Raw genomic sequence first — 23,971 nt, 5'->3', positions numbered from 1 at the left:
TCTAGAGCGAGTGATCCAGGCGATCGGGCAGCGGCACGAAATTTTGCGGACCCGCTTCGTCGCGCAAGAAGGGGTAGCGCAGCAGGTGATTGATCCTAGCCTGACTACGAAGCTGGCAATAATCGACTGGCAGGGCTTACCCGCTGCAGAACAGGCCCAGCGGCTACAGCAGCTAACTTGCCAGGAAGCCCAGCGCCCCTTTGATTTAGCCAATGAGCCGCTGCTACGCTTCACCCTGCTGCAGCTGGCAGAGCAGTCCTACGGCCTGATCATTAATCTGCACCACATTGTTGCGGATGCCTGGTCGGTGGGAATTTTTCTGCACGAGCTGGCCGTTCTCTACCCGGCAATGCTGCAGGCTGCGCCCGCGCCGTTACCTGAGCTGTCTATCCAATACGCTGATTTTGCCCACTGGCAGCGACAGTGGCTGCAGGGGGACGTACTAGAGCAGCAGCTGGCTTACTGGCGGCAGCAGCTCGCAGATGCCCCGGCTCTGCTGGCCCTCCCGACCGATCGGCCTCGCCCGCCAGTCCAAACATTTCGAGGCGCAGCCAAGCGCTTTTCACTCGAACCCGAGCTTGCGGCTCAGCTCAAGCGGCTGAGCCAGCAGTCAGGCGCGACCCTGTTCATGACTTTGCTGGCAGCTTTTAGCACGCTGCTCTCCCGCTATAGCGGTCAGACAGACCTGGTCATTGGCTCCCTGATTGCCAATCGCCACCGCCGCGAGGTTGAGCCGCTGATTGGCTTCTTTGTCAATGCTTTGGCCCTCCGGATCGGCCTGCAGGACAATCCCACCTTTATCGAACTGCTGGCAAAAGTGCGCCAAATCGCTCTGGGGGCCTATGCCCATCAGGATCTGCCCTTTGAAAAGCTGGTAGAAGAACTGCGGCCTGAGCGATCGCTAAGTCAGAGTCCCCTATTTCAGGTGATGTTTGACTGGCAGACCTTGCCGCCAGGGCAGACGCTGCAGCTACCGGGCTTGACGCTGACGCCCCTGGACTTGAGGCCAGCCACCGCCAAATTTGATTTAACCTTGGCCATGTCCGAATCAGCCAGCGGCATTGGCGGCGAGTGGCGATACAACTTAGATCTATTTGACGAAGCCACGATTGACCGGATGATGGCCCACTTTCAGACCTTGCTGAGGGCAATTGTGGCCAATCCCCATCAGCCAGTGGCTCAAATGGCGCTGCTGTCGGCAGCCGAGCAGCGTCAGCTTTTAATCGACTGGAACCAGACCCAGAAGACTTTTCGGCCAGCTCACTGTCTCCAGGAACTGTTTGAAAGCCAGGTGGCCAGAACCCCTGAAGCTGTGGCAGCCGTATGCGAAACGGAGCGCCTGACCTACGAAGCACTCAACCAGCGGGCCAATCAGCTCGCTCACTATCTGTCAACTCTGGGAGTCGGGCCGGAAAGCAAGATCGGCCTCTACGCGGAGCGGTCTTTAGACCTGCTGGTCGGCTTGTGGGGCATTCTCAAAGCGGGCGGGGCCTATGTTCCCCTCGATCCAGCCTATTCCCAGCAGCGTCTGGCATTTGTGCTAGAGGATGCCGGGGTAGCAGTCCTGCTAACTCAGCGACACCTGGTAGAGCAGTTGCCCCAGCCCTCACGCCGAGCGTGCGTTTGCTTAGATACTGACGAACCGCTGATAGCCCGCCAGCCGCGCTCCAATCCGGCTCAGAGAACTCGGTCAGACAGCCTCGCCTACGTCCTTTACACTTCGGGGTCTACCGGGCAGCCCAAAGGGGTGGCGATTGAACATGGCTCAATCGTCAACTACGTCCAGGGGATTTTAGAACATTTAGAGCCTGCCCCCGGCTATCACTGGGCGCTGATCTCAACGATCGCCGCTGATTTAGGCAACACGGTCCTCTTTCCGGCCCTGTGTACAGGCGGCTGTCTCCATATCCTCTCGGCAGCGCGAGCGGCTGACCCTGACGCACTGGCAGATTATTTCACCCAGAACCCGATCGACGTGCTCAAAATTGTTCCTTCTCATCTGGCGGCCTTGCAGAGTGGCGATCGCCCGGAACGTGTGCTGCCACGCCGTCAGCTAATTCTGGGGGGAGAATCCTCTCCCTGCCACTGGGTCGATCGCTTGCACCACCTGGCGCCCGATTGCACGATCCTCAATCACTACGGTCCTACGGAAGCAACCGTCGGCGTTGCCACTTACCGGCTGCCGCGATCGCCGCTATCCGGCCAGCGGGCCACTGTGCCGCTGGGCCGACCTTTAGCTAATACGACACTCTATATCCTCGACCAGCATTTACAGCCCGTTCCAATGGGTGTTCCCGGCGAGCTGCACGTGGGCGGAGCCGGCCTCGCCCGGGGATATCTGAATCAGGACGCGCTGACCCAGGCAAAATTCATTGCCAATCCCTTCAGCTCTGAACCCGACGCTCGCCTCTATAAAACCGGCGATCTGGCTCGCTACCTGCCCGACGGCAATATCGAGTTTCTGGGACGTTTGGACAATCAGGTCAAGATTAGAGGTTTCCGCATCGAACCGGCGGAAATCGAAGCGGCCTTGCTGACCCATGCCCAAGTCACTGAAGCTGTCGTGATTGCCCAAACCAGCCAGGCTGAGGTTTCTCGTCTGATTGCCTACGTCGTCTCGGCGCTAGCTCCAGATCGCCTATCCCCGGAGCTGCGTTCCTACTTGAAGCAGCGGCTGCCAGACTACATGGTGCCTGCTCTGTTTGTTTCCTTGGCTGCCATGCCGCTAACGCCCAATGGCAAAGTCGATCGCTGGGCTTTGCCTGTGCCAGCAGCGACTGACCTGGCAACGGCTGCCTACGTAGCTCCTAGCAGCGCCACGGAAGAGGCTTTAGCCGCCATTTGGATGCAGTTGCTGGGCCTTGAGCGGGTGGGGGTGCACGACAACTTCTTTGAACTGGGGGGAGATTCCATTCTCGGTATCCAGATTATTGCCCAAGCCCGGCAGGTGGGTTTGAAGCTGACCCCTAAACAGCTATTTGAGAATCAGACCATTGCTGAACTAGCGACGGTGGCGACACCAGTTGCCCAGATCCAGGCCGAGCAGGGGCCGGTGACTGGCTCAGCGCCGTTGACGCCGATTCAGCAGCGCTTTTGGCAGCAGGCATCTCCTGAGCCTCACCACTACAATCAGTCCGTGCTGTTAAGCCTGCCCGCCGATATTGACGGTGAAAAGCTGCGACAAGCCCTACAGCAGCTAATAGTCCACCACGATGCTCTGAGGCTGCGGTTTGAGCGCTCCGCCACAGGCTGGCAGCAAACCCACGCAGCCCCTGAGACGGCTTTTCCCTTAGAGGTGATAGATCTAACAGATATTTTGCCTGGGGAGCAAGCAGCGGCGATCGCCCAGATGTCAGCCCAAGTGCAGCGACGCTTAGATCTAGCTCAGGGGCCGCTAGCCAAGGCCGTTTGGTTTCAGCGAGGGCCGACTCAGCCGGGACGGTTGCTGATCGTCATTCACCATTTGGTCATTGATGGGGTTTCCTGGCGGATTTTGCTGGCGGACTGGGTGACTGCCTATCAGCAGCTAGCTTCAGACCAGCCGCTGCAGTTGCCGCCTAAATCCACCGCCTTCAAGACCTGGGCTGAACGCCTCAGCACCTACGCTCAGTCAGCCACGGTAGCCGCTGAACTGGACTACTGGCGGCAGCAGACCCTTGCGGATGCGCCAGCCTTGCCAACGGATTTTCCTCCCGCTCCCCAGGCCAACACGATTGCTTTTACCGCTGGAGTGACCCGTGCACTCACCGCCGCCCAAACCCAGGCCCTCCTGCAAACAGTGCCCAAAGCCTACAACACTCAGATTAATGACGTTTTGCTGACGGCGCTGGTGCGAAGCCTGATGCCGTGGACTCAGCAGTCGGCTTTGCTGCTGGAGCTAGAGGGACATGGCCGTGAGGACTTGTTTGAAGACATAGACATCTCCCGTACGGTCGGCTGGTTTACGACCCTCTTCCCGGTACGCCTGCAGCTCAATCAGGCCACTCTTCCCGGCGAGGCGCTCAAGTCCGTCAAAGAGCAGTTACGCCAAATTCCCAACCGAGGACTTGGCTATGGGCTGCTGCGCTATCTGCAGGCGGATGAAACCGTAGGACAGCAATTGAGCCGCCTGCCAGCCCCACAGGTGCGATTTAACTATTTAGGGCAGCTACCCCAGACAGCAGCAACGGGGAACTGGCTAGAGCGAGCACCAGAGTCAGCCGGTTCCAATCGCAGTCCGCTAGGCGATCGCGGCTATTTGCTCGACATCCTAGCCGTAGTTGAAGATCAGCAGTTGCAGGTGACCTGGACTTATAGCAAAAAGATTCATCAACGCTCAACCGTAGAGCAGCTGGTGCAGCGGTATATGGCGCAGCTCGTCGAGCTGATTGAGCACTGCCTATCGCCAGAAGCGGGCGGCTCTACCCCCTCTGATTTTCCGGAAGCCAATTTGAATCAGCAAGAGCTAGATGAGCTAATGGCCGAACTTGAAAACATCTGATTTTTAGCCGAGAAGGGTCGGAATGAGTACACAAACCGCTAAGAACGTCGAGTCTATTTATCCGCTGTCCCCGATGCAGCAGGGGATGCTGTTTCACACCCTGCTGGCGCCAGAGTCTGGAGCCTACTTTGAGCAGATTAGCTGCACGCTAAGCGGTGACTTCAATCCGGCGGCCTTTCGCCAAGCCTGGCAGCGCGTTGTCGAGCGTCATCCTATTTTAAGGACTCTATTTCTCTGGGAAGGACGTAAACAACCGCTGCAAATTGTCCGCAAATCGGTTTCTTTGCCGTGGATGACGGCAGACTGGCGATCGCAGCCCCCTAGCGACCACCCCGCGCTGCTAGAGCAATTCTTGCAAACTGACCGGGAACAGGGGTTTGAGCTACACCAGGCACCGCTGATGCGCTTGGCCCTGATTCAAATTGCGGCAGCGAAATATTACTTTGTTTGGAGCTATCACCATCTGCTGCTCGATGGCTGGTGTAAGCCCCTGATTCTGAACGAGATGCTGACCTATTATGAAGCCCTTACTCAAGGCAAAGACCGCCAGCTTCCACCAGCTCCCCCCTACCGCCGCTATATCACCTGGTTGCAAAAGCAGGATCTTGCTCAGGCAAAAGCATTTTGGCAGCATTCACTGCAGGGATTGACCCAGCCCACGCCCCTGCCGATTCGACCGGCCCGGCCCAATTTGACGGGCGAACCAAGACAGCAGCAGATCCAACTGGCCGCCGCCTCAACCCAAACGCTAAGAAACTTCGCCCAGCAGTATCGCTTGACGCTCAACACTCTGGTGCAGGCAGCCTGGGGGCTGCTCCTGAGTCGCTACAGCGGCGAGACTGACGTAGTGTTTGGCGCCACTGTCTCAGGCCGGTCTCCCCATCTGGCAGATTCAGAGTCAATTGTGGGGCCGCTGATCAACACCCTGCCAGCGCGGCTCCAAATCAGCCCAGAAGCCAACCTTTTAACCTGGCTGCAGACCATACAGTCCCGTCAGGTGGAGCGAGAACAATATGCCTACACGCCGCTGGCTGACATCCAAAAGTGGAGCGAAATGCCCCAGGGCTGTCCCCTGTTTGACAGTATTTTAGTGTTTGAAAACTATCCCATAGACCAGTCGCTGCAGCAGCGCCACGGCCATATTCAAATCAGTCATCTGTCGGGATTTGAGCGCACCAACTATCCGCTCACCGTTGTCGTCATGCCAACGCAGCGGCTGAGCATTCAGATTCACTATGACAGCCAGCAGTTTGAAGCTGCCTCTGTGGAGCGCCTGCTAAAGCATTTGGCAAATTTGCTGACTGCCATCGCCGCCAATGCTCAGCAAAAGCTCTCAGACATTTCCCTACTGGAGGCCGCTGAACAACAGCTCATGGCGGCGTGGAACAACACTCAGGCGGAATATCCCAGAGAGAAATGTCTGCATCAGCTCTTTGAAGCACAGGTCAATCAGACCCCCGAAGCTCCTGCGGTTACTTTTCAAGGGCGATCGCTAACCTACGGGCAGCTCAATCGCAAGGCCAATCAGCTCGCTCGCTATTTACAAAAGCTGGGCGTTAAACCAGAAGTGCTGGTCGGTGTCTGCGTCGAGCGCTCTTGGGAAATGCTGGTGGGGCTGCTGGGCGTTCTCAAGGCGGGAGGAGCCTACATCCCTTTAGATCCTAGCTATCCGCCAGAACGGCTGGCCTTCATGCTGGCAGACTCTCAGGCCGCAGTGCTGTTAACCCAGAAACAGCTAAGGCCAAAACTGCCAGCCCACGCCGCTCAGGTGGTCTATCTAGATGCTGACTGGGACAAGGTGGGCCGCGAGGATGCCCGCAACCCTGCCAGTGATGTTCACCCGCAAAATCTAGCCTACGTTATCTACACCTCTGGCTCGACCGGAAAACCCAAGGGCACGATGATTGTGCACCGAGGACTGGTTAACTACCTTAGCTGGTGTACCCAGGCTTATGCTGTCGCCGCAGGCGGCGGCACCCTAGTTCACTCTTCAATCAGCTTTGATGCCACAATCACCAGCCTGTTTGCTCCCCTCCTGGTCGGCCAGAAAGTGGTGCTCCTGCCTGAAGAAAACGAGATCGAAGCTCTGGGTGAGGCGCTGCGCTCCCACCGCAATTTCAGCTTGATCAAAATTACGCCGGCCCATTTGGAGCTGCTGAATCAGTTGCTGCCTGTCGATCAGCTGGCCGGTCAGACTAAAGCTATCGTCCTTGGGGGGGAAGCTTTGCTAGGCAGCAGCTTGTCTAGCTGGCAGGCTCATGCCCCTGAAACCAGAATCATCAATGAATATGGGCCAACAGAGACGGTTGTTGGCTGCTGCGTCTATGAGGTCAAGGCGGAGACTGCTCTGGCAGAGGCTGTTCCAATTGGCCGGCCAATTGCCAATACCCAGCTCTATATCTTAGATAAACAGCTACGGCCAGTCCCAATTGGCCTAGCCGGCGAACTCTATATTGGCGGTGACGGTCTGGCTAGGGGCTATCTCCATCGGCCTGACTTAACCGAGGCGAAGTTTATTCCCCATCCCTTGAGTCATCGACCGGATGCCCGTCTGTACAAAACCGGCGATTTAGCACGCTACCGCCCGGACGGCAATATTGAGTTTCTCGGCCGAATCGACCATCAAGTCAAGATCCGGGGCTTTCGGGTTGAACTAGGGGAAATCGAAGCCGTCCTCAATTTGTCCGAACAGGTGCAGCAGTGCGTTGTTGTAGCCGCTGAGATTACGCCTAGCGATCGCCGACTGGTCGCCTATGTGGTCAGAGATCGCCCGATAGACATCAGGGCTTTAAAGGCACATCTCAAACAGCAGCTGCCCGACTACATGATTCCTGCCATCTTCATGCAGCTAGAGCGGTTGCCCCTGACGGTGAATGGCAAAGTCGATCGCCGCGCTTTGCCAGCCCCCGATCTATCCCAGCGGGATTTGGCAATCGGCTTTGTGGCCCCACGGACGCCGACAGAGGAACTGGTGGCCAGCATCTGGACTGAACTGCTGGGATGTGAAGTCGGCATCTACGATAATTTTTTCGACTTGGGTGGGCATTCGCTGTTAGCAACGCAGGTTGTTTCGCGGCTGCGCCAAACCTTTGCCCTAGATCTGCCTTTGCGCAGCCTGTTTGACAGCCTGACGGTGGCCCAGCTCAGCCAACTGATTGACACCCAGCGTCAGTCCGCTCAGGGGCTACCGTTTACGGCGATCGCCCCTGTTGCCCGCGAGGGCAATTTGCCCCTCTCTTTCGCTCAGCAGCGGCTCTGGTTCCTAGACCAGTTGGAAGAAAGTCGGGGTAACTACCACCTATCTGCGGCTCTGCGCCTAAGAGGCGCGCTCAATCTTGAGGCGCTAGAGCAAGCGATCGCGGCGATCGTCGCCCGGCATGAGATTCTGCGCACTACTTTTCCCAGTCAGGACGGGCAAGCGGTGCAGCACATCGCTCCGAGCTGGAATGAATCTCTGCGCCGGGTTGATTTGCGCAGTCTGTCAGAGGTGGCCCAGTCTACCGAAGTCCAGCGGCAGATAGCTGCCGCCGCCCGGCAGCCTTTTGACTTGGCGACAGGTCCCCTGCTGCGGGCCTCCCTGCTGCAGCTAAGCCCAGACACCTATATCCTGTTGGCAACGATGCACCACATCATTGCTGACGGCTGGTCCATGGGCCTCCTCATCAACGAGCTAGCCACCCTCTACCGCGCCTTCGCCCAGGCTCAGCCCTCACCCCTGCCCCCCCTGCCTATCCAATACGCCGACTTCGCCCACTGGCAGCGGCAATCGCTCCAGGGCCAAAGACTCGAACAGCAGCTCGCCTACTGGCGGCAGCAGCTCGCTGGCCTGCCCGCTCTGCTGCCCCTGCCCACCGACAAGCCCCGCCCACCCCTCCAAAGCTTCCACGGCGCTCGCAGCCACTTCTGCCTCGATGCCGACCTCACCGCCCAGCTCAAACAGCTGGCTCAGCGCTGCGGCGCCACCCTGTTCATGGCTCTAGTCGCCGCCTTGAGCGTCCTCCTCGCTCGCTACAGCGGCCAGAAAGACATCGCCATCGGCTCTCCCATCGCCAACCGCAACCGGCCAGAGCTAGAGCCGCTGATTGGCTTCTTCGTCAACACCCTGGTGCTGCGCAGCCGCCTTGAAGACAATCCCAGCTTCGAGGCGCTGCTGAGCCAGGTACGCCAGAGCGCCCTGGCCGCCTACGCTCACCAAGACCTGCCGTTTGAAAAGCTGGTAGAAGAGCTGCGGCCAGAGCGATCGCTGAGCCATAGCCCGCTGTTCCAGGTGATGCTGGTGCTGCAGAACACGCCGCCAGCGGCGCTGACCCTGCCAGAGCTGGAGCTGACCCCGATAGCAGACGAGCAGAGCAGCGCCGCCAAGTTCGACCTGACCCTGTTTGTCACAGAGACGGCGGCGGGTCTGAGCGGCATGTGGCGCTACAGCACCGACCTGTTCGAGGCGGCTACGATAGCGCGGCTGAGCGGCCACTTCCAGCAGTTGCTGCGGTCGATTGTGGCCAGTCCGCAGCAGCGCGTCGAGCAGCTGCCCCTGCTGCCGGCCGCAGAGCGGCAGCTGCTGCTACAGGGCTGGAACCAGAACCAGCACCCATTCCCCGCTGCCAGCCTGCCAGAGCTGCTGGAAGCGCAGGTCGAGAAAACGCCTGAAACGCTGGCGGTTGTCTACGGCGCTGAGAGTTTGACCTACGCAGAGCTTAACCAGCGAGCCAATCAGCTCGCTCACTTCCTGCAGCAGCTCGGCGTCGGGCCTGAAAGCCGGGTTGCTCTGTGCCTAGAGCGCTCCCTGGAGCTGCTGATAGGGCTGTGGGGCATCCTCAAAGCCGGAGGAGCCTATGTGCCCCTCGACCCCGGCCAGCCAGCCCAGCGCCTCGCTTCCTTGCTGGCCGATGCTGAGGCTTCAGTGCTGGTGAGCCAGCAGGCTGTGAGCGATCGCCTGGCGCTGGCGCTGCCATCGCTACCGCGCCTCTGCCTCGATGCTGACTGGCCGCAGCTCTGCCAGCAGCCACGAGAGAATCCTGCCCGTACTCTGCAGCCCAGCAATCTGGCCTATGTCATCTACACCTCTGGCTCGACCGGCCAGCCCAAAGGCGTGGCCATCGAACACCGCTCGATTGTCAACTATACCGGCGCTATCCTGAAGCGCCTGCAGCCAGAGAGCGGCCTGCGCTGGGGTCTGGTCTCATCGATAGCAGCTGACATGGGCTACACCATCTTGTTCCCGGCCCTCTGCAGCGGCGGCTGCGTCCACGTGCTCTCCGCAGAGCAGATCAGCGACCCTGCTGCCTACAGCGACTATCTGGAAGCGCAGGCCATAGACCTGCTCAAGATTACCCCTTCCCATCTAGCGGCACTGCAGTGTCAGAGCCAAGGTCAGGATCAGGGTCAGCGGGGGCTGCCGCGCCGCCAGCTCATTCTAGGGGGGGAAGCTGCCAGCGGCGTCTGGCTGAGGCAGTTGCAGGCCAGGGCGCCAGGCTGTCAGATTGTCAATCACTACGGGCCGACTGAGGCGACTGTGGGGGTGCTGAGCTACCAGATGCCGCTGGCTGAAACAGGGTGGCAGGGGGAACAACTGCCGCTGGGACGGCCTTTGGCCAACTGCCGGGTGTACATCTTAGATGACCAGCAGCAGCCGGTGCCGATTGGGGTTGCTGGCGAGCTATATATTGGCGGGGCCTGCTTGGCCCGGGGCTATCTGCAGCGCCCAGAGTTGAACCAGGCCAAGTTCACGGCAGACCCCTTCAGTGATGAGCCGGGGGCACGGCTGTATAGAAGCGGGGACAGGGGGCGTTACCTGGCCGATGGCAACATTGAGTTTCTGGGTCGGATGGACCGGCAGGTGAAGGTCAGAGGCTTTCGGATTGAGCTGGGGGAAGTGGAGGCGGCTATGGCTGAGCATCCTCGGCTGCAGCAGGGGGTAGTCGTGGCGGTGGCCGACCAGCAGGGAGGGCAGCGGCTGGTGGCCTATGGGGTGGCGGCTGAGGGCGGTGTCAGCAGCAGAGAGCTGCGGCGCTTTTTGCGCGAGCGGCTGCCGGAGTACATGGTGCCGAGCGTCTTTGTGCCGCTGGCGGCGCTGCCGCTGCTGCCCAATGGCAAGCTAGACCGGCGCGCTTTGCCCCCGGCAGATGCAGCGGCACTAAATTCTGAGACGGTATTTGTGGCGCCTCGCAATCAGACCGAAATTCTCTTAGCCGACATCCTGATTGAGGTGCTGGGACTTCAGCGTGTTGGCGTTCACGATAGCTTTTTCGATCTAGGCGGTCATTCTCTGCACGCGACTCAGGCAATTTCCCGCATTCGAGCCGCCTTTGCGGTGGAACTGCCGCTCAGAAGCCTGTTTGAACATCCTACGATCGCCGAACTGGCTGAGGCGCTGGTCTCGATACAGCTTGAACAGGCAGATCAAGGCTTGATTGAACAAATTTTTGCTGAAGTTGATGCGCTCTCGGAACCGGAAGCGCAGACACAGGTGGTTTAAGAAAGGATTAGTTTTCTCTGTTTTTGTAGCAGCCGACAGGCGATTCCGATCAAAAATTTTGACTGCTGAGGAAGGGCACAATGAGTGATTTGCTAAAACGCCTCGAAAAATTCTCGCCCGAAAAACGGGAGCTGATTCTCAAAAAGCTCCGCGAACAGCAGCTTGCCCAGGCTGCTAACAACAGTCACCCAAAACCGCGCCTCGTGCCTGTTCCCAGAGACAGAGACTTTCCTTTATCCTTTGCCCAGGCTAGATTGTGGTTTTTAGATCAGCTAGAAGGGGGCAACGTTGCTTACAATGTGCCTGCCGCGTTGCGCCTAACAGGTGCTCTAGACACGGCGGCCTTAGAGCGGGCGATCGCAGCGGTGATTCAGCGGCACGAGATACTGCGCACTCTTTTTCCTACGGTGAAGGGGAATCCGGTGCAGAGAATTGTTCAGGCGGCTTGGCCCCCGCTTACCCGCTTAGATTTGCGGTCCCTTTCAGAGGCAGAGCAGGCTGCTAAGGTACAGCGCCTCATCCTAGCAGACGCTCAATATTCTTTTGATCTAGCTCGCGGCCCTTTGCTGCGCGTCACCCTCTTGCAGTTGGGATCGACTTCTCATGTGCTGTTAATTAACCTGCACCACATTGTCTCAGACGGCTGGTCAAGAACTATCTTCATCCGAGAAGTAGCGGCGCTTTACCAGGCATTTGCCAGCGGTCAGCCCGCACCGCTACCAGACTTAGCGATTCAGTACGCTGACTTTGCCTACTGGCAGCGGCAATGGCTGACCAATGAGATGCTGGAAACTCAGTTCAGCTACTGGCAAAAGCAGCTGGCTGGAGCGCCGCCTGTCTTAAAATTACCGACCGATCGCCCCCGGCCGCCGGTTCAGACTTTTAGAGGCAGACGAGAAGCGATCGCCCTCAGCGCTGACCTGACTCAGAAGCTGAAGGAACTCAGTCAGCAGTCAGGGGCCACTCTTTTCATGACGCTGCTGGCCGCCTTCGTGGTCTTGCTGGCTCGCTACAGCGGTCAGACAGATATTGTAGTGGGGACGCCAATTGCCAACCGCAATCGCATCGAGCTAGAACCGCTGATTGGCTTTTTTGCCAATGTCCTGGTGCTGCGAACCCAACTGCAGCCGGACGCCACCTTTTTGGAGCTGCTAGGACAGGTGCGGCAGGTGACCTTAGCCGCTTATACTCACCAGGATTTACCGTTTGAGAAACTGGTCGAAAAGCTGCAGCCTGAACGCACCTTGAGCCACAATCCCCTGTTTCAGGTGATGTTCGTCCTGCAAAATGCGCCAAGGGATAAGTACGAACTGCCTGGAGGCTTGAGCATTGCAGCTGTGCAGTCAGAGAGCCTGATGGGCAAGTTTGACTTGACCCTCAACCTGAGCGAAAGCGAGACAGAACTGAGGGGCTTTTTGGCCTATAACTCGGCCCTGTTTGATGCCAGCACAATTGCTCGCATGGGGCAGCATTTGCAAACCCTGCTGGCAGGCGTGGCCGCCAATCCGGCGCAGAAGGTCGCTGCTCTGCCTCTGATGCCGCCCCAAGAGCAGCACCAGCTCCTCGTGGAATGGAACAAGACGCAGAAAGCCTATCCCCGTAGCCAGTGCATTCACCAACTATTTGAAGCTCAGGTGGTCAAATCTGCCGATGCCGTTGCAGTGGTTTTTGCAGATGAATCGTTGACCTATCAGGAGCTAAACAGCCGCGCCAATCAGTTGGCCCATCATCTCCAAATTCTAGGAGTTGGCCCAGAAGTACGGGTGGGAATTTATCTAGAGCGATCGCCCCAGATGATCGTTAGCCTTCTCGGCATCCTTAAAGCAGGGGGAGCCTATGTGCCACTAGATCCCAGCTATCCATCAGAGCGCTTGGGCCACATCATCTCCGCAGCTCAAATTTCTTTGCTGATTACCCAACAGTCTCTGCTAGAGCGCTTACCCAGTCAGAAGGCGAGGGTCATTTGTTTAGACACTGACCCAATAGCGATCGCCCAAAACAGCCGCGCCAACCCAGTAAGTCAGGTCACTGCTAAAAATTTAGCCTACGTCATTTACACCTCTGGCTCGACCGGCCAGCCCAAAGGCGTCATGATAGAACACCGAGGACTCTGCAATCTGGCCGCATCTCAGATTGCAGCCTTTGGCGTCAGATCAGATAGCCGGGTGCTGCAGGTAGCCTCCCTGGGCTTTGATGCCTCAGTCTCAGAAGTATTTAAGACCTTTCTGGCAGGGGCCACACTCTATTTAGCCCGATCAGAAGACCTGCTGCCCGGCCCGGCTCTGTTTCGCTATCTAAAAGAGCAGGCTATTAGCCTCGTTACCCTGGTGCCATCGGTGTTAGCGACGCTGCCCCGGGAAGCACTGCCCGCTTTGGAAACTCTGATTGTTGCCGGCGAACCCTGCCCCGGTGAATTATTGACCCATTGGGCAGCCGGACGACAGTGCTTCAATGCCTATGGCCCCACCGAAGCCACAGTCTGCGCCACCATCAGCGACTGCTCCAACAGCCGCTTTGAGCGTACGCCGCCTATTGGTCGCCCAATCGCCAACACGCAGATATACCTGCTAAATCGCCACCTGAATCTGGTTCCCGTAGGCGTACCCGGTGAACTTTACATTGCCGGTGTTGGCTTGGCGCGAGGCTACCTGAATCAGCCTGAGCTGACGGCTGCCAGCTTTATCCCCCATCCTTTTGCCAGCTCTGTAGAGATTGGGAGCGAGGGTTGCCAGCGTCTATACAAAACCGGCGATCTCGCTCGCTATCTGCCGGATGGAGAGATTGAGTTTTTGGGACGTCTCGACAATCAGGTCAAGCTCAACGGTATCCGCATTGAGCTGGGAGAGATTGAGGCAGCCCTGCAGCAGCACGCCGCTATCAACACTGCACTTGTCACAGTCCGTAATGACGATTCCGGTAGCCCGCGTCTGATTGCCTATGTCGTCTCGAAACAGCCGCAGCCCCCAACGGCTGCAGCCCTACGCAGCTATCTCAAGCAGAAACTACCGCTCTACATGGTGCCCTCTCACCTAGTCGTCTTGGAGGCTTTGCTGCTAAATCCGCATGGCAAGGTAGACTATCAGGCTTTGCCCAATCCGCTCCAGACCACTCCTGGTGTAGCCCTCCCCTGCGTCGCTCCCAGAACCGCGTTGGAGAAAATGCTAGCTGCCATGTGGCGGGAAACCCTAGGGATTGAGCAGGTCGGTATTTACGACAACTTCTTTGAGCTAGGCGGCGACTCCATCAAAGGCGCAATTTTCATCAACCAGCTGCAGGAAAAGCTGCAGGACTTTGTTTACGTGGTCGCTCTGTTTGATGCCCCGACCATTGCTGAATTAGCTGCTTATCTCCAAACCAACTGCCCTCAGTCTGTAGCTCAACTGCTGGGACAAGCCGTTGTAGACAACGGTTCTGCGGCAGCAGCGCAGCCCGGTCTTAATCAGCGAGTTGATCAGGCCAAAATCACTCAGATACGCCAGCTTATAACTCCCCTTGCTCCGCCAGACCAGCCGGATGCGGAGACCGCTAAAAATCCTGCTGCCGTCTTCATCTTGTCGCCGCCGCGCTCTGGCTCAACGTTGCTGCGGGTGATGCTGGCAGGCCACCCCGGCTTATTTGCTCCGCCAGAGCTAGAACTTCTTTCTTTCAATACGCTGGCAGAGAGACGCGCTGCTTTTACTGACCGCAGCAGCTTCTGGCTAGAAGGCGCTATTCGGGCGGTCATGGCAGTTAAAGGATGGGACGCCAGAGAGGCTAAAGAGTTTGTCGCTAGGCGTGAGCAGCAGCAGCAGCCCACCAAGCAGTTTTATCGATGGATGCAGTCTGAGATTGGCGATCGCACTCTAGTGGATAAAACGCCTTCTTATGCCCTGGATCTAGAAATTCTCAAGCGAGCTGAAACAAATTTTGCGCAGCCTCGCTATATCCATTTAGTCCGACATCCTGGCGGCATGATTCACTCTTTTGAGGCAGCTAGATTAGAGCAGGTCTTTTTTAGGTATGCTCATTCTTTCTCAAGGCGAGAGCTAGCAGAGCTAATTTGGCTCATCAGTCATCAAAACATTCTCAGCTTCTTGAATGAAATACCGCAGGCTCGCCAATGCCGTATTCAGTTTGAAGATCTGCTAGCTCAGCCCGAAACGGCTTTAGAAAAAGCCTGTCAGCTGATTGGCTGTGAGTTTGAGCCTGACATGCTGAAAATACATGAGAACTCACAAGAGCGGATGACAGATGGCATTCATCCCCTCTCAAGAATGCTGGGAGACGTTAAATTTCACACTCATAAGGGTATTGATGCCGCCGTTGCTCACAGTTGGAAAAAGCACTTTTCCGCCGATTCTCTGAGTGACACGACTCAGGAACTGGCAAAGTCCCTGGGGTACAGCGACTTTGCTAGTCCTGAACCGCCAAAAATTCCGGCTTTGCCCAGAACGTTGATGCCGATTGTTCCTGGTTCAGCCCATCTAGCGGCAAAGGGGACGCAAACCGGGCGATCGCCTGCCGCAAAACCGCCTTTTTTCTGTGTTCCTGGGGCTGGTGGATATCCTATCTATTTCTATGGATTGGCCCATTGTCTAGGTTTAGAGCAGCCCTTTTATGGCCTACAAACCCCCAGTTTAGATGGCAAATCAAAGCCATACGACTGTGTTGAAACAATGGCTGCTGATTATATTCAAGCGCTGCAGGCAGTTCAGCCCCAGGGGCCTTACTTTATAGGCGGTCACTCGGCTGGCAGCCGGGTCGCTTTGGAGATGGCTAGACAGCTCGACCAGCAGGAACAGCAAATTGCTTTGCTCGCGATCATCGATTCTGCCGCTCCGGTTGCGACTAAGTCAGAAGACAATCTTGATTTTCTAGTCGATGACACTGCCTGGCTGATCTTACTGGCGCACAATATTGAGCAAATGACCAGCCACAGCCTGGAAATGTCCTATGAAACGCTGCAACCTCTGGGTTGGGAGCAGCAGTTAAAGCACTTTAAGCATCAGCTAGAAAAAATTAATTTAAAGTGGCTTTCTGCTGATGCTGGCATCACCCAGCTGCACGGCCTCTGGCAAACCTTTAAAGCAAACTGCCAAATCAACCAGATATACTGCCCTCCAATCGCAGCCCTGCCGGTTAAAATTGCTCTCTTCGCAACTGAGACGGATCACTCCGATTGCTCTCAGGAAGACGAACCGACAATACTGCAGCAGATGCGATCGCAAACGTCTCCGGAAAAGAGAACTCAGAAATTTTCAGAGGATTCCACTCGCGGCTGGCAGCAGTTTTCCACATATCCCGTAGAGATTTATCCGGTTCCCGGCAATCACTTCACAGTGACTAATCCACCTCATGTTCAGGTCTTGGCTGAGAAACTAAAAAACTGTCTTATCCAGGCCCAGAAAAATTGATCTTAGTTGCAGCCCAAACGTAGGAAAAGTTTGAGGCTGATGCAAGCCTATAGCAAGGAAGTTAACTCTATGAAAAAAGGACGCCCTAAAAGGAAAGGCAGTTTACTACAGAAATTTGCAATGATGCCAGCCGGTATGTCCTTGGGCCAGTGGCTAAGAATTATTGTAGAGAGCGGCGGTATTGAACGAAAGTACTGGCTCAAGGCCCTGTGGATCTCAGTCTTAACAGTTGCCTATACACCTCTGAGAATCCTGGAACAGATTAGGTTCGGCCAAAAGATCGAAAACACAGAGATCAAGCATCCTCCCATCTTCATTCTGGGGCACTGGCGCAGCGGTACGTCCTACCTGCATCGCCTCCTGACCCAGGACAAAACTTTGGGCTATGCTTCAGCAACTCAGATTGGATTTAACTCGGAATTTTATCTAACCAGCGATCGCTTCATCAAGCTGCTCCTGGGAGACCAAGCCTATCTAAAAGCTGCGGCTTACCCCTTAGAAGATGAGTATGCCATACTACATGCCTCTCCTTTTTCGTTTTACCGTATGCTCTGTTTCCCCAGACGTACTCACGAACTGTTCAAAAAATTCATTTTGTTTCAACAGATTGATACAAAAGTTAAGCAGTGCTGGAAGCAAGTCTACTTGAAAATTCTAAAAAAACTAACGATTAGCACCAACGGTAAAAGACTGGTGCTTAAAAATCCGATGAATACAGGTAGAATCCGCCTGCTTTTAGAAATGTTTCCAGATGCCAAGTTCATTCATATCTATCGCAATCCGTATGCGATTTATTGTTCTCTGCAACGGCTAGAGGCTGCTAACGTTTATTCCTACAGATTACAAAGCTTTTCAGATGAAGAATGGAAGGAGGCAACTCTTTTTGTCTATCGAGAACTGATGCAGGCTTACTTAGAACAGAAAAGAGCAATTCCACCTGAAAATTTAGTCGAGATCAGATACGAGGATTTTGTCAAAAATCAAATAGGGGAACTTGAACGAATATATCAGAGCCTGAATCTTCCAGGATTTGCCCAAGCAAAAGAGGCTTTTATCGCTTTAATTGAAAACGAAAGCAAAAAGCACCAATCTCAGGACTATCAGCTCAATCAGGAGGTGATTGACAAAATTAAGCAAAATTGGCAGTTTACCCTAGACAAATGGCAGTATGAACTGCCTACCAGTATTCAAGTAGTCAGCTAACACGAGTCTAAGCCGGTTTTCAACTCTCTTACTGAATCTATTGCTTGAAGCCATAGTCTTTCTTTAACCATGCTGTAATTTAAATGAAGACTTTTTTAATTGTCTGGTTTGGACGTCTATTTTCTCTAATCGGCTCTAGGCTGACAAGTTTTGCGCTGAGTGTCTGGGTCTATCAGAATAGTGAGTCTGTTACGCTGTTCTCGCTGACGGCCTTATCAACAACTTTACCCGCTGTATTAATCACTCCCATAGCCGGTCTCGTGGTAGACCGTTGGGATCGCCGCTGGATTTTAATTATTGGTCAGGTGGTCGCGAGTCTTAGAACGCTAGTTATTTTTCTACTCCTCATCAGTCATCACCTCACAGTTTGGCAAATCTGCTTAGCCAACGCCGTTACAGCGACGGTCACCTCTCTTCAACTGCCTGCTTTTCTAGCGGCTTCCAGTCTGTTAGTTCCCAAACAGCGGCTCACACGGGCCATGAGCCTAACCCAGCTCGGCGTATCGGCAAACAGCATTATTGCCCCTTTACTGGCAGGGGCTCTGCTAGTGACCATCAAAATACATGGCGTGCTGCTCGTTGACTTTGCAACCTTTATTATCGGAATTTTTACGCTTTTAATTGTTAGGTTTCCGCCCGCTGTTACAGCAGAGACAGAACAATTGAAACAAGGCTCATTTTTACAGGAAATGAGCTATGGCTGGCAGTATATTCAAGCTAGACCCGGACTTTTAGGATTACTTGTTTTTTATACCTTTAGAAATTTTTTATTGGGGCTTGTTAGTGTACTCGCTGTGCCGCTGGTTTTGTCGATCGCTTCTTCAGATGTTTTAGGCAGAATGCTGGCTATAAGCGGCATCGGCATGCTAATAGGCAGCTTAGTTTTAGCCAAGATTGAAGTTCCAAAACATCACTATATCAATACCATGTTTGGCTTCAATGCGTTAGCAACTATCGCCATGATCATGCTGGGTCTGCGTCCATCAATTCTCTTAATGACGTTGTCTGGATTTCTCTTATTCTTCTGCATCCCTTTTATTAATGTGCCTAATCAGGCAATTTTTCAACAGAAGATTCCAGCCCATATTCAGGGGAGAGTATTTGCTCTGAGACGGGGATTCGCAACGGTGGCACTGCCGCTGGGTTATGTGATTTCTGGACCTCTAGCAGACAGAATATTTGAGCCTTTGATGCTGCCTGATGGTCTCTTGGCCAGCAGCATTGGAGCCATTATTGGAGTAGGTCCCGGCCGGGGTATTGCTTTGATGTTTATCGTTACGGGCTGTTTAACTTTAATTGTCACTTTAGCGGCCTATCAGTATCCTCGACTGCGCCGCCTAGAAATTGAACTCCCTGACACGATTTCGGATGATTGATGATTTACATTCATGTTTTTTAGAGTGCTCAACATTTTCCATGAAATCGCTCATCAGTCCGCTTCAACTAAACAGCACTATCAAACTGATAGTTGCTAGCTTTTCTCGGCCAGTATCGCTAGAGCTGATGCAGGCTTTTCAGACCTATTTTGCTTTTCATATTTTTATCAGCGCCTTACTTTTTTATTTAATAAAACCCGGCGAAACGTATACAGCTTTAGGATTAGCTATTTTACTTGCAGCATCTATAGCAAGCGCTTCTAAACGCTATTGTCAGTTTGGTCTTTTAATTTTATTAGCCTATCATTTTTTCTGGATCATTATCGGAAATTTTCCCTGGACAGCTAACCACTATTTCTTAGAAGGCTATATTCTATTATTTTTGGTTTTATTCCCTATCCGCATTGTTGACAAAGCTAAAAAGCTAGTAGATGGCACTAGCTGTCACCTAATTCAGTTCACAATTCTGTATGCTTACTTTTTTTCGGCTTTTCATAAAATTTTTCAAGGATTTTGGCTGAACGGAGAGTTTTTAGGATGGAGCCTGTTTCAAGATGCAAGTCTTGCTCTTTTTTATTCTAGCCAGTGGATTCTAAAAGCATTGATTAGTTTATTGGGTCTATCTGCCGACGGTATTCCGTTTGAGTTTTCGTCTGGCATGGCTCGGACAGCTATAGCTATACCTACCTGGTTAACCTTTACGCTAATTGCTGTGCATTGCGCAATAATTTTGGTTGAACTGTCTGTGCCAGTTTTAGTCGTTACTTATAGAAATCAAAAGCTAGGAAGATATCTGCTTTTAGCAATGACAATAGGAATCGGTTTACCTTCTTTAGAATTTATATTTATGTTTGTTGCCCTTGGCTGTGATTTTCTATTTTTTCCTCAAAGGCCACAGCGAAACTATACGGCTTTGCTGCTGCTGCATTCCCTTTTACCCATTGCCCTGATTGGACTTCAGCTATTAAAAATCTCTCCTTATTAGCCTGCTTTAAACTAAGCGCTTGTATGGTTTAGGAGTCAGTTATGTTGCTTAAGCTTAAATTTAGACAAAAATTAACTTTAGTCGTTTTTTTATGGTTGGCTGTTTGGCCTATTGTTCACTTGGTGTGGAGTACTTTTTTTAATTTGAATTCTTGGAAGCTAGGGGGATGGGGCATGTACGCCCGGGTGCATGCTGCTTCAACCGGTATTAGCGTGTTTCTAATTGAAGATGCTTGCCAGTCATTAACTAATATGGAGCCAGGCCAACTGGTCGGGGTAGAACGAGTAATATTATTTAGGAATGACGAAACACGTGATTTAAAGTCGGACAGTTTTGGTGACGTCGTTCTATTTGAGAGAGCTGAAGTTGATTCGTTAGTCTCTTATATTAGAGTTTTTAAGCGAGAATCGGACATTGAAAACTTGATTAACCATATCAAAAGGCATTTACAAGATCCGATTCAAATAGATTATGCTCTAATTTTTTTGACTGAGCCTCGCCTCAATGTCTTTAAAGACTATACCTACACCGATACAGAAATCTATCTTGTTAAAGAAAATGAAGCCAAAAAGCTAGGCACTTATAGTACTGATCAATACGAGGTTGAACAAATCCTAGCTTCAGTTAATAGGCAAGTGGAACTGAACTCCTGCTCTCCGCTTTAGAAAAATTCTGGGTACACATTGCCATTCAGCAGACTTCAGCCTTTTAAGAGTCTTAAGCTTTAATTTTATGGAACTATGACCATGCAACTTCCGGTGATTGGCAAAGTTCGCTGGAGTCTATCACTAGCTCTAGGCTTACTGACGATAGGCTTGATTGGGGCTGGCGCCAGCCTTTATTTACCCCAATATCGTCGTTCACAGGAACCTGATTTAGAGGCATTGACAGTCCCGGTACAGACAAATGCTGTTTCAATTAGCATTGAAGCAAGTGGAACGGTAGAACCGATTCAGGCTGTCAACCTCAGTCCGCGAAGCTCAAATATTCTGGCGGAGCTGCATGTTGAGCAAGGCGACTACGTTGAGCAAGGGCAGCTTATTGCCAAGATGAAAGCAGACGATATTGAGGCTGAGCTGATACAGGCCCAGGCTCGGGTCGCTCAGGCTCAAGCTCGCCTCGATCGCCTTCAAAATGGCAACCGCGTTCAAGATATTCGTCAGAGTCAGGCCCGCGTAGCGCAGGCAGAGGCCCGCGTAGCAGATGCAAACTCTAGGCTGGCTTTGGCTCAGGAACGTGCCAGCCGCAATCGCTATCTGACTGAGCGGGGAGCTTTGTCTCAAGATGAGCTAGACGCGGTGATACAAGAGGTTGAGAGTGCTCGGGCTGCCCTTGAGCTAGACCGCGCCAATTTGGAGGAATCCAACCAGAACTTAGAGCTGGTGCAGCAGGGAAGTCGAGCTGAGGACATTGCTGAAGCCGCCGCTCAGCTTCAAGAAGCCATAGGTCATCAAAAGCTGGTAGAGGTGCGGCTAGCAGACACGCTTGTGCGAGCACCGTTTGACGGCGTCATCACCCAAAAGTTTGCTACGGTTGGCGCTTTTGTGACCCCTACAACCTCAGCTTCAGCAGTTTCGTCCGCCACTTCGTCCGCGATTGTTGAAGTGGCTAAAGGCTTAGAAATTGTCGCTGAAATTTCAGAGATTGATGTAAGCCAAATTCAAGTGGGTCAGCAGGTCAAGATTGTTGCTGATACCTATCCGAATCAAACCTATGCCGGTCGGGTCAAGCTGGTTGCCCCCGAAGCAATCGTGCAGCAAAATGTGACGCTTTTTCAAGTTAAGGTCGAGCTGATAACGGGCTTGGCACAGTTAAAGTCGGGCATGAACGTTGATGTAGAGTTTATGGGAGAACAGGCTAGAAGTGCATCAGTTGTGCCTGCTGTTGCGGTGGTGACTCGCAATGGCGAAACTGGCGTGCTGGTACCTGATAGTCGTCAACGTCCGCGATTTCGTCCAGTTATTCTAGGCTTGACCGTGGGTAATCAAATTGAAGTTTTGGAAGGTCTCAAAGCAGGCGAACGCATCTTCGTAAAAATACCTCCTGATCAAGATTTAGAAAAACTTGAACCTGAAGCAAGAACAGAGTCTTAAAGCAAATGGCAAACGATATGAAAGCTAGCTACAAAATTGATCACTGTCTTAGGGGTTAAGACCGGCGAAGCCAATGAGTCCCTATTTTGACTGGAGAGTAACCTATGGTCAACATCGCTGAAAGCTTAAAAATGTCAGTTAGAACTCTGATGGCCAATCGGTTACGCAGCGGGCTGACCATGCTGGGGATTATTATCGGCAATGCCTCTGTGATTGCGACTGTCGGCGTGGGGGGAGGCACCCAAAATTTTGTTGAGTCTGAGCTAGACAATCTTGGCCCCAACACTTTAATTGTTGTACCGGGTAGTTCAGAAGCGCGGCGACTACGGGTTGCCCTGCCTAAAACACTGGTGCTTGAGGATGCTGAAGCGATCGCCGAGCAGGTTTCATCTGTGCGGGCTGTCGATGCGGCCTACTTTGACAATGGTTTGGTGACCCGCCGCGATCGCAATATCAGCGCCCCGATTATTGGGACGACGCCGGGATTTCCAGTTGTGCATAATTTTGGGCTGAGCCGGGGTGTTTTTTTTACCCAGTTGGAGATGCAGCAAAGCCGGGCGGTCGTTGTCCTGGGGGCCAATGCCGCCAGACAGCTTTTTGGGCAGCAAGATCCGATTGGCCAAAAAGTGCGGATTAAAAACGCCGGATTTGAAGTGATTGGCGTGCTAGTCGAGAAAGGATCTGTCCTGGGCCGGGTCAACTATGATGAGGCCGTTTTGGTTCCCCTAACGGCGATGTCGAGACGGCTGGTGGGCCAAACTTCTCCCTACGGCATTGAACTTAGCAATTTGGCAGTTGCCATTCAAGACACCCAAAGTTTACCAGCCGCCCGTTTTCAAATCACAAATCTGCTGCGTTTACGGCACCGAGTTCAGAAGATTGATGATTTTGATGTCCGATCGCAAAAAGACCTGCTGGACTTGAGCAATCGCGTCACAAGAGCGCTAACGGCGATGCTAGCGGCCATTGCCAGCATTTCTTTACTCGTTGGCGGCATTGGGGTCATGAATATCATGCTGGTTTCGGTGAAAGAGCGCACCCAGGAGATTGGGTTGAGGAAAGCCGTCGGGGCCTCGGAAAGCGACATTTTAGCTCAGTTTATGATTGAAGCTTTTCTGCTGTCAGCCGCTGGTGGAATTGTGGGTGTTGCCATCGGCGTAGGCGGCATGCTGCTAGTTGGCGTCTTTACCCTGTTTCAACCTCAGATTTCCGCAGTTGCGGTGATTGCTGCAGTCGGCGTTTCGGGGGGAATTGGTCTATTCTTTGGCGTGGTTCCAGCTCAGCAGGCAGCTAAGTTAGATCCGATTGTGGCGCTGCGCAGTGCCTAGCTCTGGTGTCACGTGTCACGAAAGGTGACAATGAGGTCACGAAAGATGGCCGGATTCGAGGGGACTGTAAGCTTGGCAAGGCGCGGAATCACCTTGCTACCCCAGCCTTGTTCTCGCTGACGTTGTAAGATTTCGCGCCCGATATGCCAATAAAGCAGCACAAGTTCCCGGTTAACGACCCTGCTGGGCTTAGAACTAGATGCGGCTTTAGCAAAGCTGCTGCCAGACCTAATTCAGCCGGAGTTCACCGCGCAGATGGAGACGGTCTTAGATGCGATCGCCGCGGGTGAGCAGGAATGGCAGTCGTATCTGATTGGCTGGCACCACGTCGCCATTCACCAACGTCGGGAACCGTCAGGCGGGCGTGTTTTGGGCAGACACTGCAACTTGCACAGTAAAAGGACGCTATCTGAGCGCAATACCTGCTACCGGATACCTAACTGGATATAAAAAGATGGCGTTGCATAATTAAAAGATGAATTAGAGGGAATCTGCGATGCAATGTCCAGAGTGCGGAGCCACTCACATCCGTAAGAACGGTAAGAGAAAAGGTAAGCAAAATCACATCTGCGTCGCCTGCGGTCGTCAGTTCATCGACACCTACGAACCTCACCGAGGCTACTCAGATGACGTCAGAG

11 protein-coding genes and 1 pseudogene are annotated in these 23,971 nt (G+C 53.6%); 11 read left to right on the top strand and 1 reads right to left on the bottom strand.

Annotated elements, in window-relative coordinates; all coding sequences use genetic code 11:
- From QJQ48_RS26215 to QJQ48_RS26175, 9 genes are all read left to right on the top strand, one after another.
- On the top strand, nt 1–4,480 hold a 4,480-nt coding region (locus QJQ48_RS26215), incomplete at its 5' end, for an amino acid adenylation domain-containing protein (RefSeq protein ID WP_346294196.1).
- A 22-nt stretch (nt 4,481–4,502) separates the two neighbouring features.
- Nucleotides 4,503–10,955: an amino acid adenylation domain-containing protein gene (locus QJQ48_RS26210; protein ID WP_346294195.1), complete on the top strand. Its 6,453-nt coding sequence runs from the start codon at nt 4,503–4,505 to the stop codon at nt 10,953–10,955.
- A gap of 80 nt (nt 10,956–11,035) precedes the next feature.
- The gene (locus QJQ48_RS26205; RefSeq protein WP_346294194.1) at nt 11,036–16,348 is read left to right on the top strand and encodes an amino acid adenylation domain-containing protein; all 5,313 of its coding nucleotides are present in this window, start codon (nt 11,036–11,038) and stop codon (nt 16,346–16,348) included.
- A 69-nt stretch (nt 16,349–16,417) separates the two neighbouring features.
- Nucleotides 16,418–17,551 carry a sulfotransferase family protein gene (locus tag QJQ48_RS26200; protein WP_346294193.1) on the top strand — a complete coding sequence of 378 codons (1,134 nt, stop codon included), beginning with the start codon at nt 16,418–16,420 and terminating at the stop codon, nt 17,549–17,551.
- 83 nt (nt 17,552–17,634) lie between these two features.
- Complete coding sequence (locus QJQ48_RS26195) at nt 17,635–18,927, top strand: MFS transporter (protein WP_346294192.1); 1,293 nt, start codon at nt 17,635–17,637, stop codon at nt 18,925–18,927.
- Between the two features lie 40 nt (nt 18,928–18,967).
- The gene (locus QJQ48_RS26190; RefSeq protein WP_346294191.1) at nt 18,968–19,912 is read left to right on the top strand and encodes a hypothetical protein; all 945 of its coding nucleotides are present in this window, start codon (nt 18,968–18,970) and stop codon (nt 19,910–19,912) included.
- A gap of 41 nt (nt 19,913–19,953) precedes the next feature.
- Nucleotides 19,954–20,577: a hypothetical protein gene (locus QJQ48_RS26185; protein WP_346294190.1), complete on the top strand. Its 624-nt coding sequence runs from the start codon at nt 19,954–19,956 to the stop codon at nt 20,575–20,577.
- A 75-nt stretch (nt 20,578–20,652) separates the two neighbouring features.
- Nucleotides 20,653–22,005, top strand: a complete 1,353-nt coding sequence (locus QJQ48_RS26180) for an efflux RND transporter periplasmic adaptor subunit (protein WP_346294189.1) — start codon at nt 20,653–20,655, stop codon at nt 22,003–22,005.
- Nucleotides 22,006–22,109: 104 nt separating this feature from the next.
- On the top strand, nt 22,110–23,333 hold the full coding sequence (locus QJQ48_RS26175; RefSeq protein WP_346294188.1) for an ABC transporter permease: 1,224 nt from the start codon (nt 22,110–22,112) through the stop codon (nt 23,331–23,333).
- A 74-nt stretch (nt 23,334–23,407) separates the two neighbouring features.
- Here QJQ48_RS26175 and QJQ48_RS26170 read toward each other — a convergent pair.
- Nucleotides 23,408–23,512 (bottom strand): annotated as a pseudogene (locus QJQ48_RS26170) (DUF1016 N-terminal domain-containing protein); the annotation flags it as partial.
- A gap of 76 nt (nt 23,513–23,588) precedes the next feature.
- Between QJQ48_RS26170 and QJQ48_RS26165 the strand changes: the two are divergent.
- A complete protein-coding gene (locus tag QJQ48_RS26165) occupies nt 23,589–23,783 on the top strand; it encodes a hypothetical protein (RefSeq protein ID WP_346294187.1) in 195 nt (64 codons plus the stop codon).
- Nucleotides 23,784–23,829: 46 nt separating this feature from the next.
- On the top strand, nt 23,830–23,971 hold a 142-nt coding region (locus QJQ48_RS26160; RefSeq protein ID WP_428843099.1), incomplete at its 3' end, for an IS1/IS1595 family N-terminal zinc-binding domain-containing protein.

Source organism: Sphaerothrix gracilis Ecp01 (assembly GCF_030405905.1).
Classification (GTDB): domain Bacteria; phylum Cyanobacteriota; class Cyanobacteriia; order Phormidesmidales; family Phormidesmidaceae; genus Sphaerothrix; species Sphaerothrix gracilis.
Note: the sequence above shows the minus strand (reverse complement) of the source record. Positions and strands in the feature narration are given on the sequence as shown.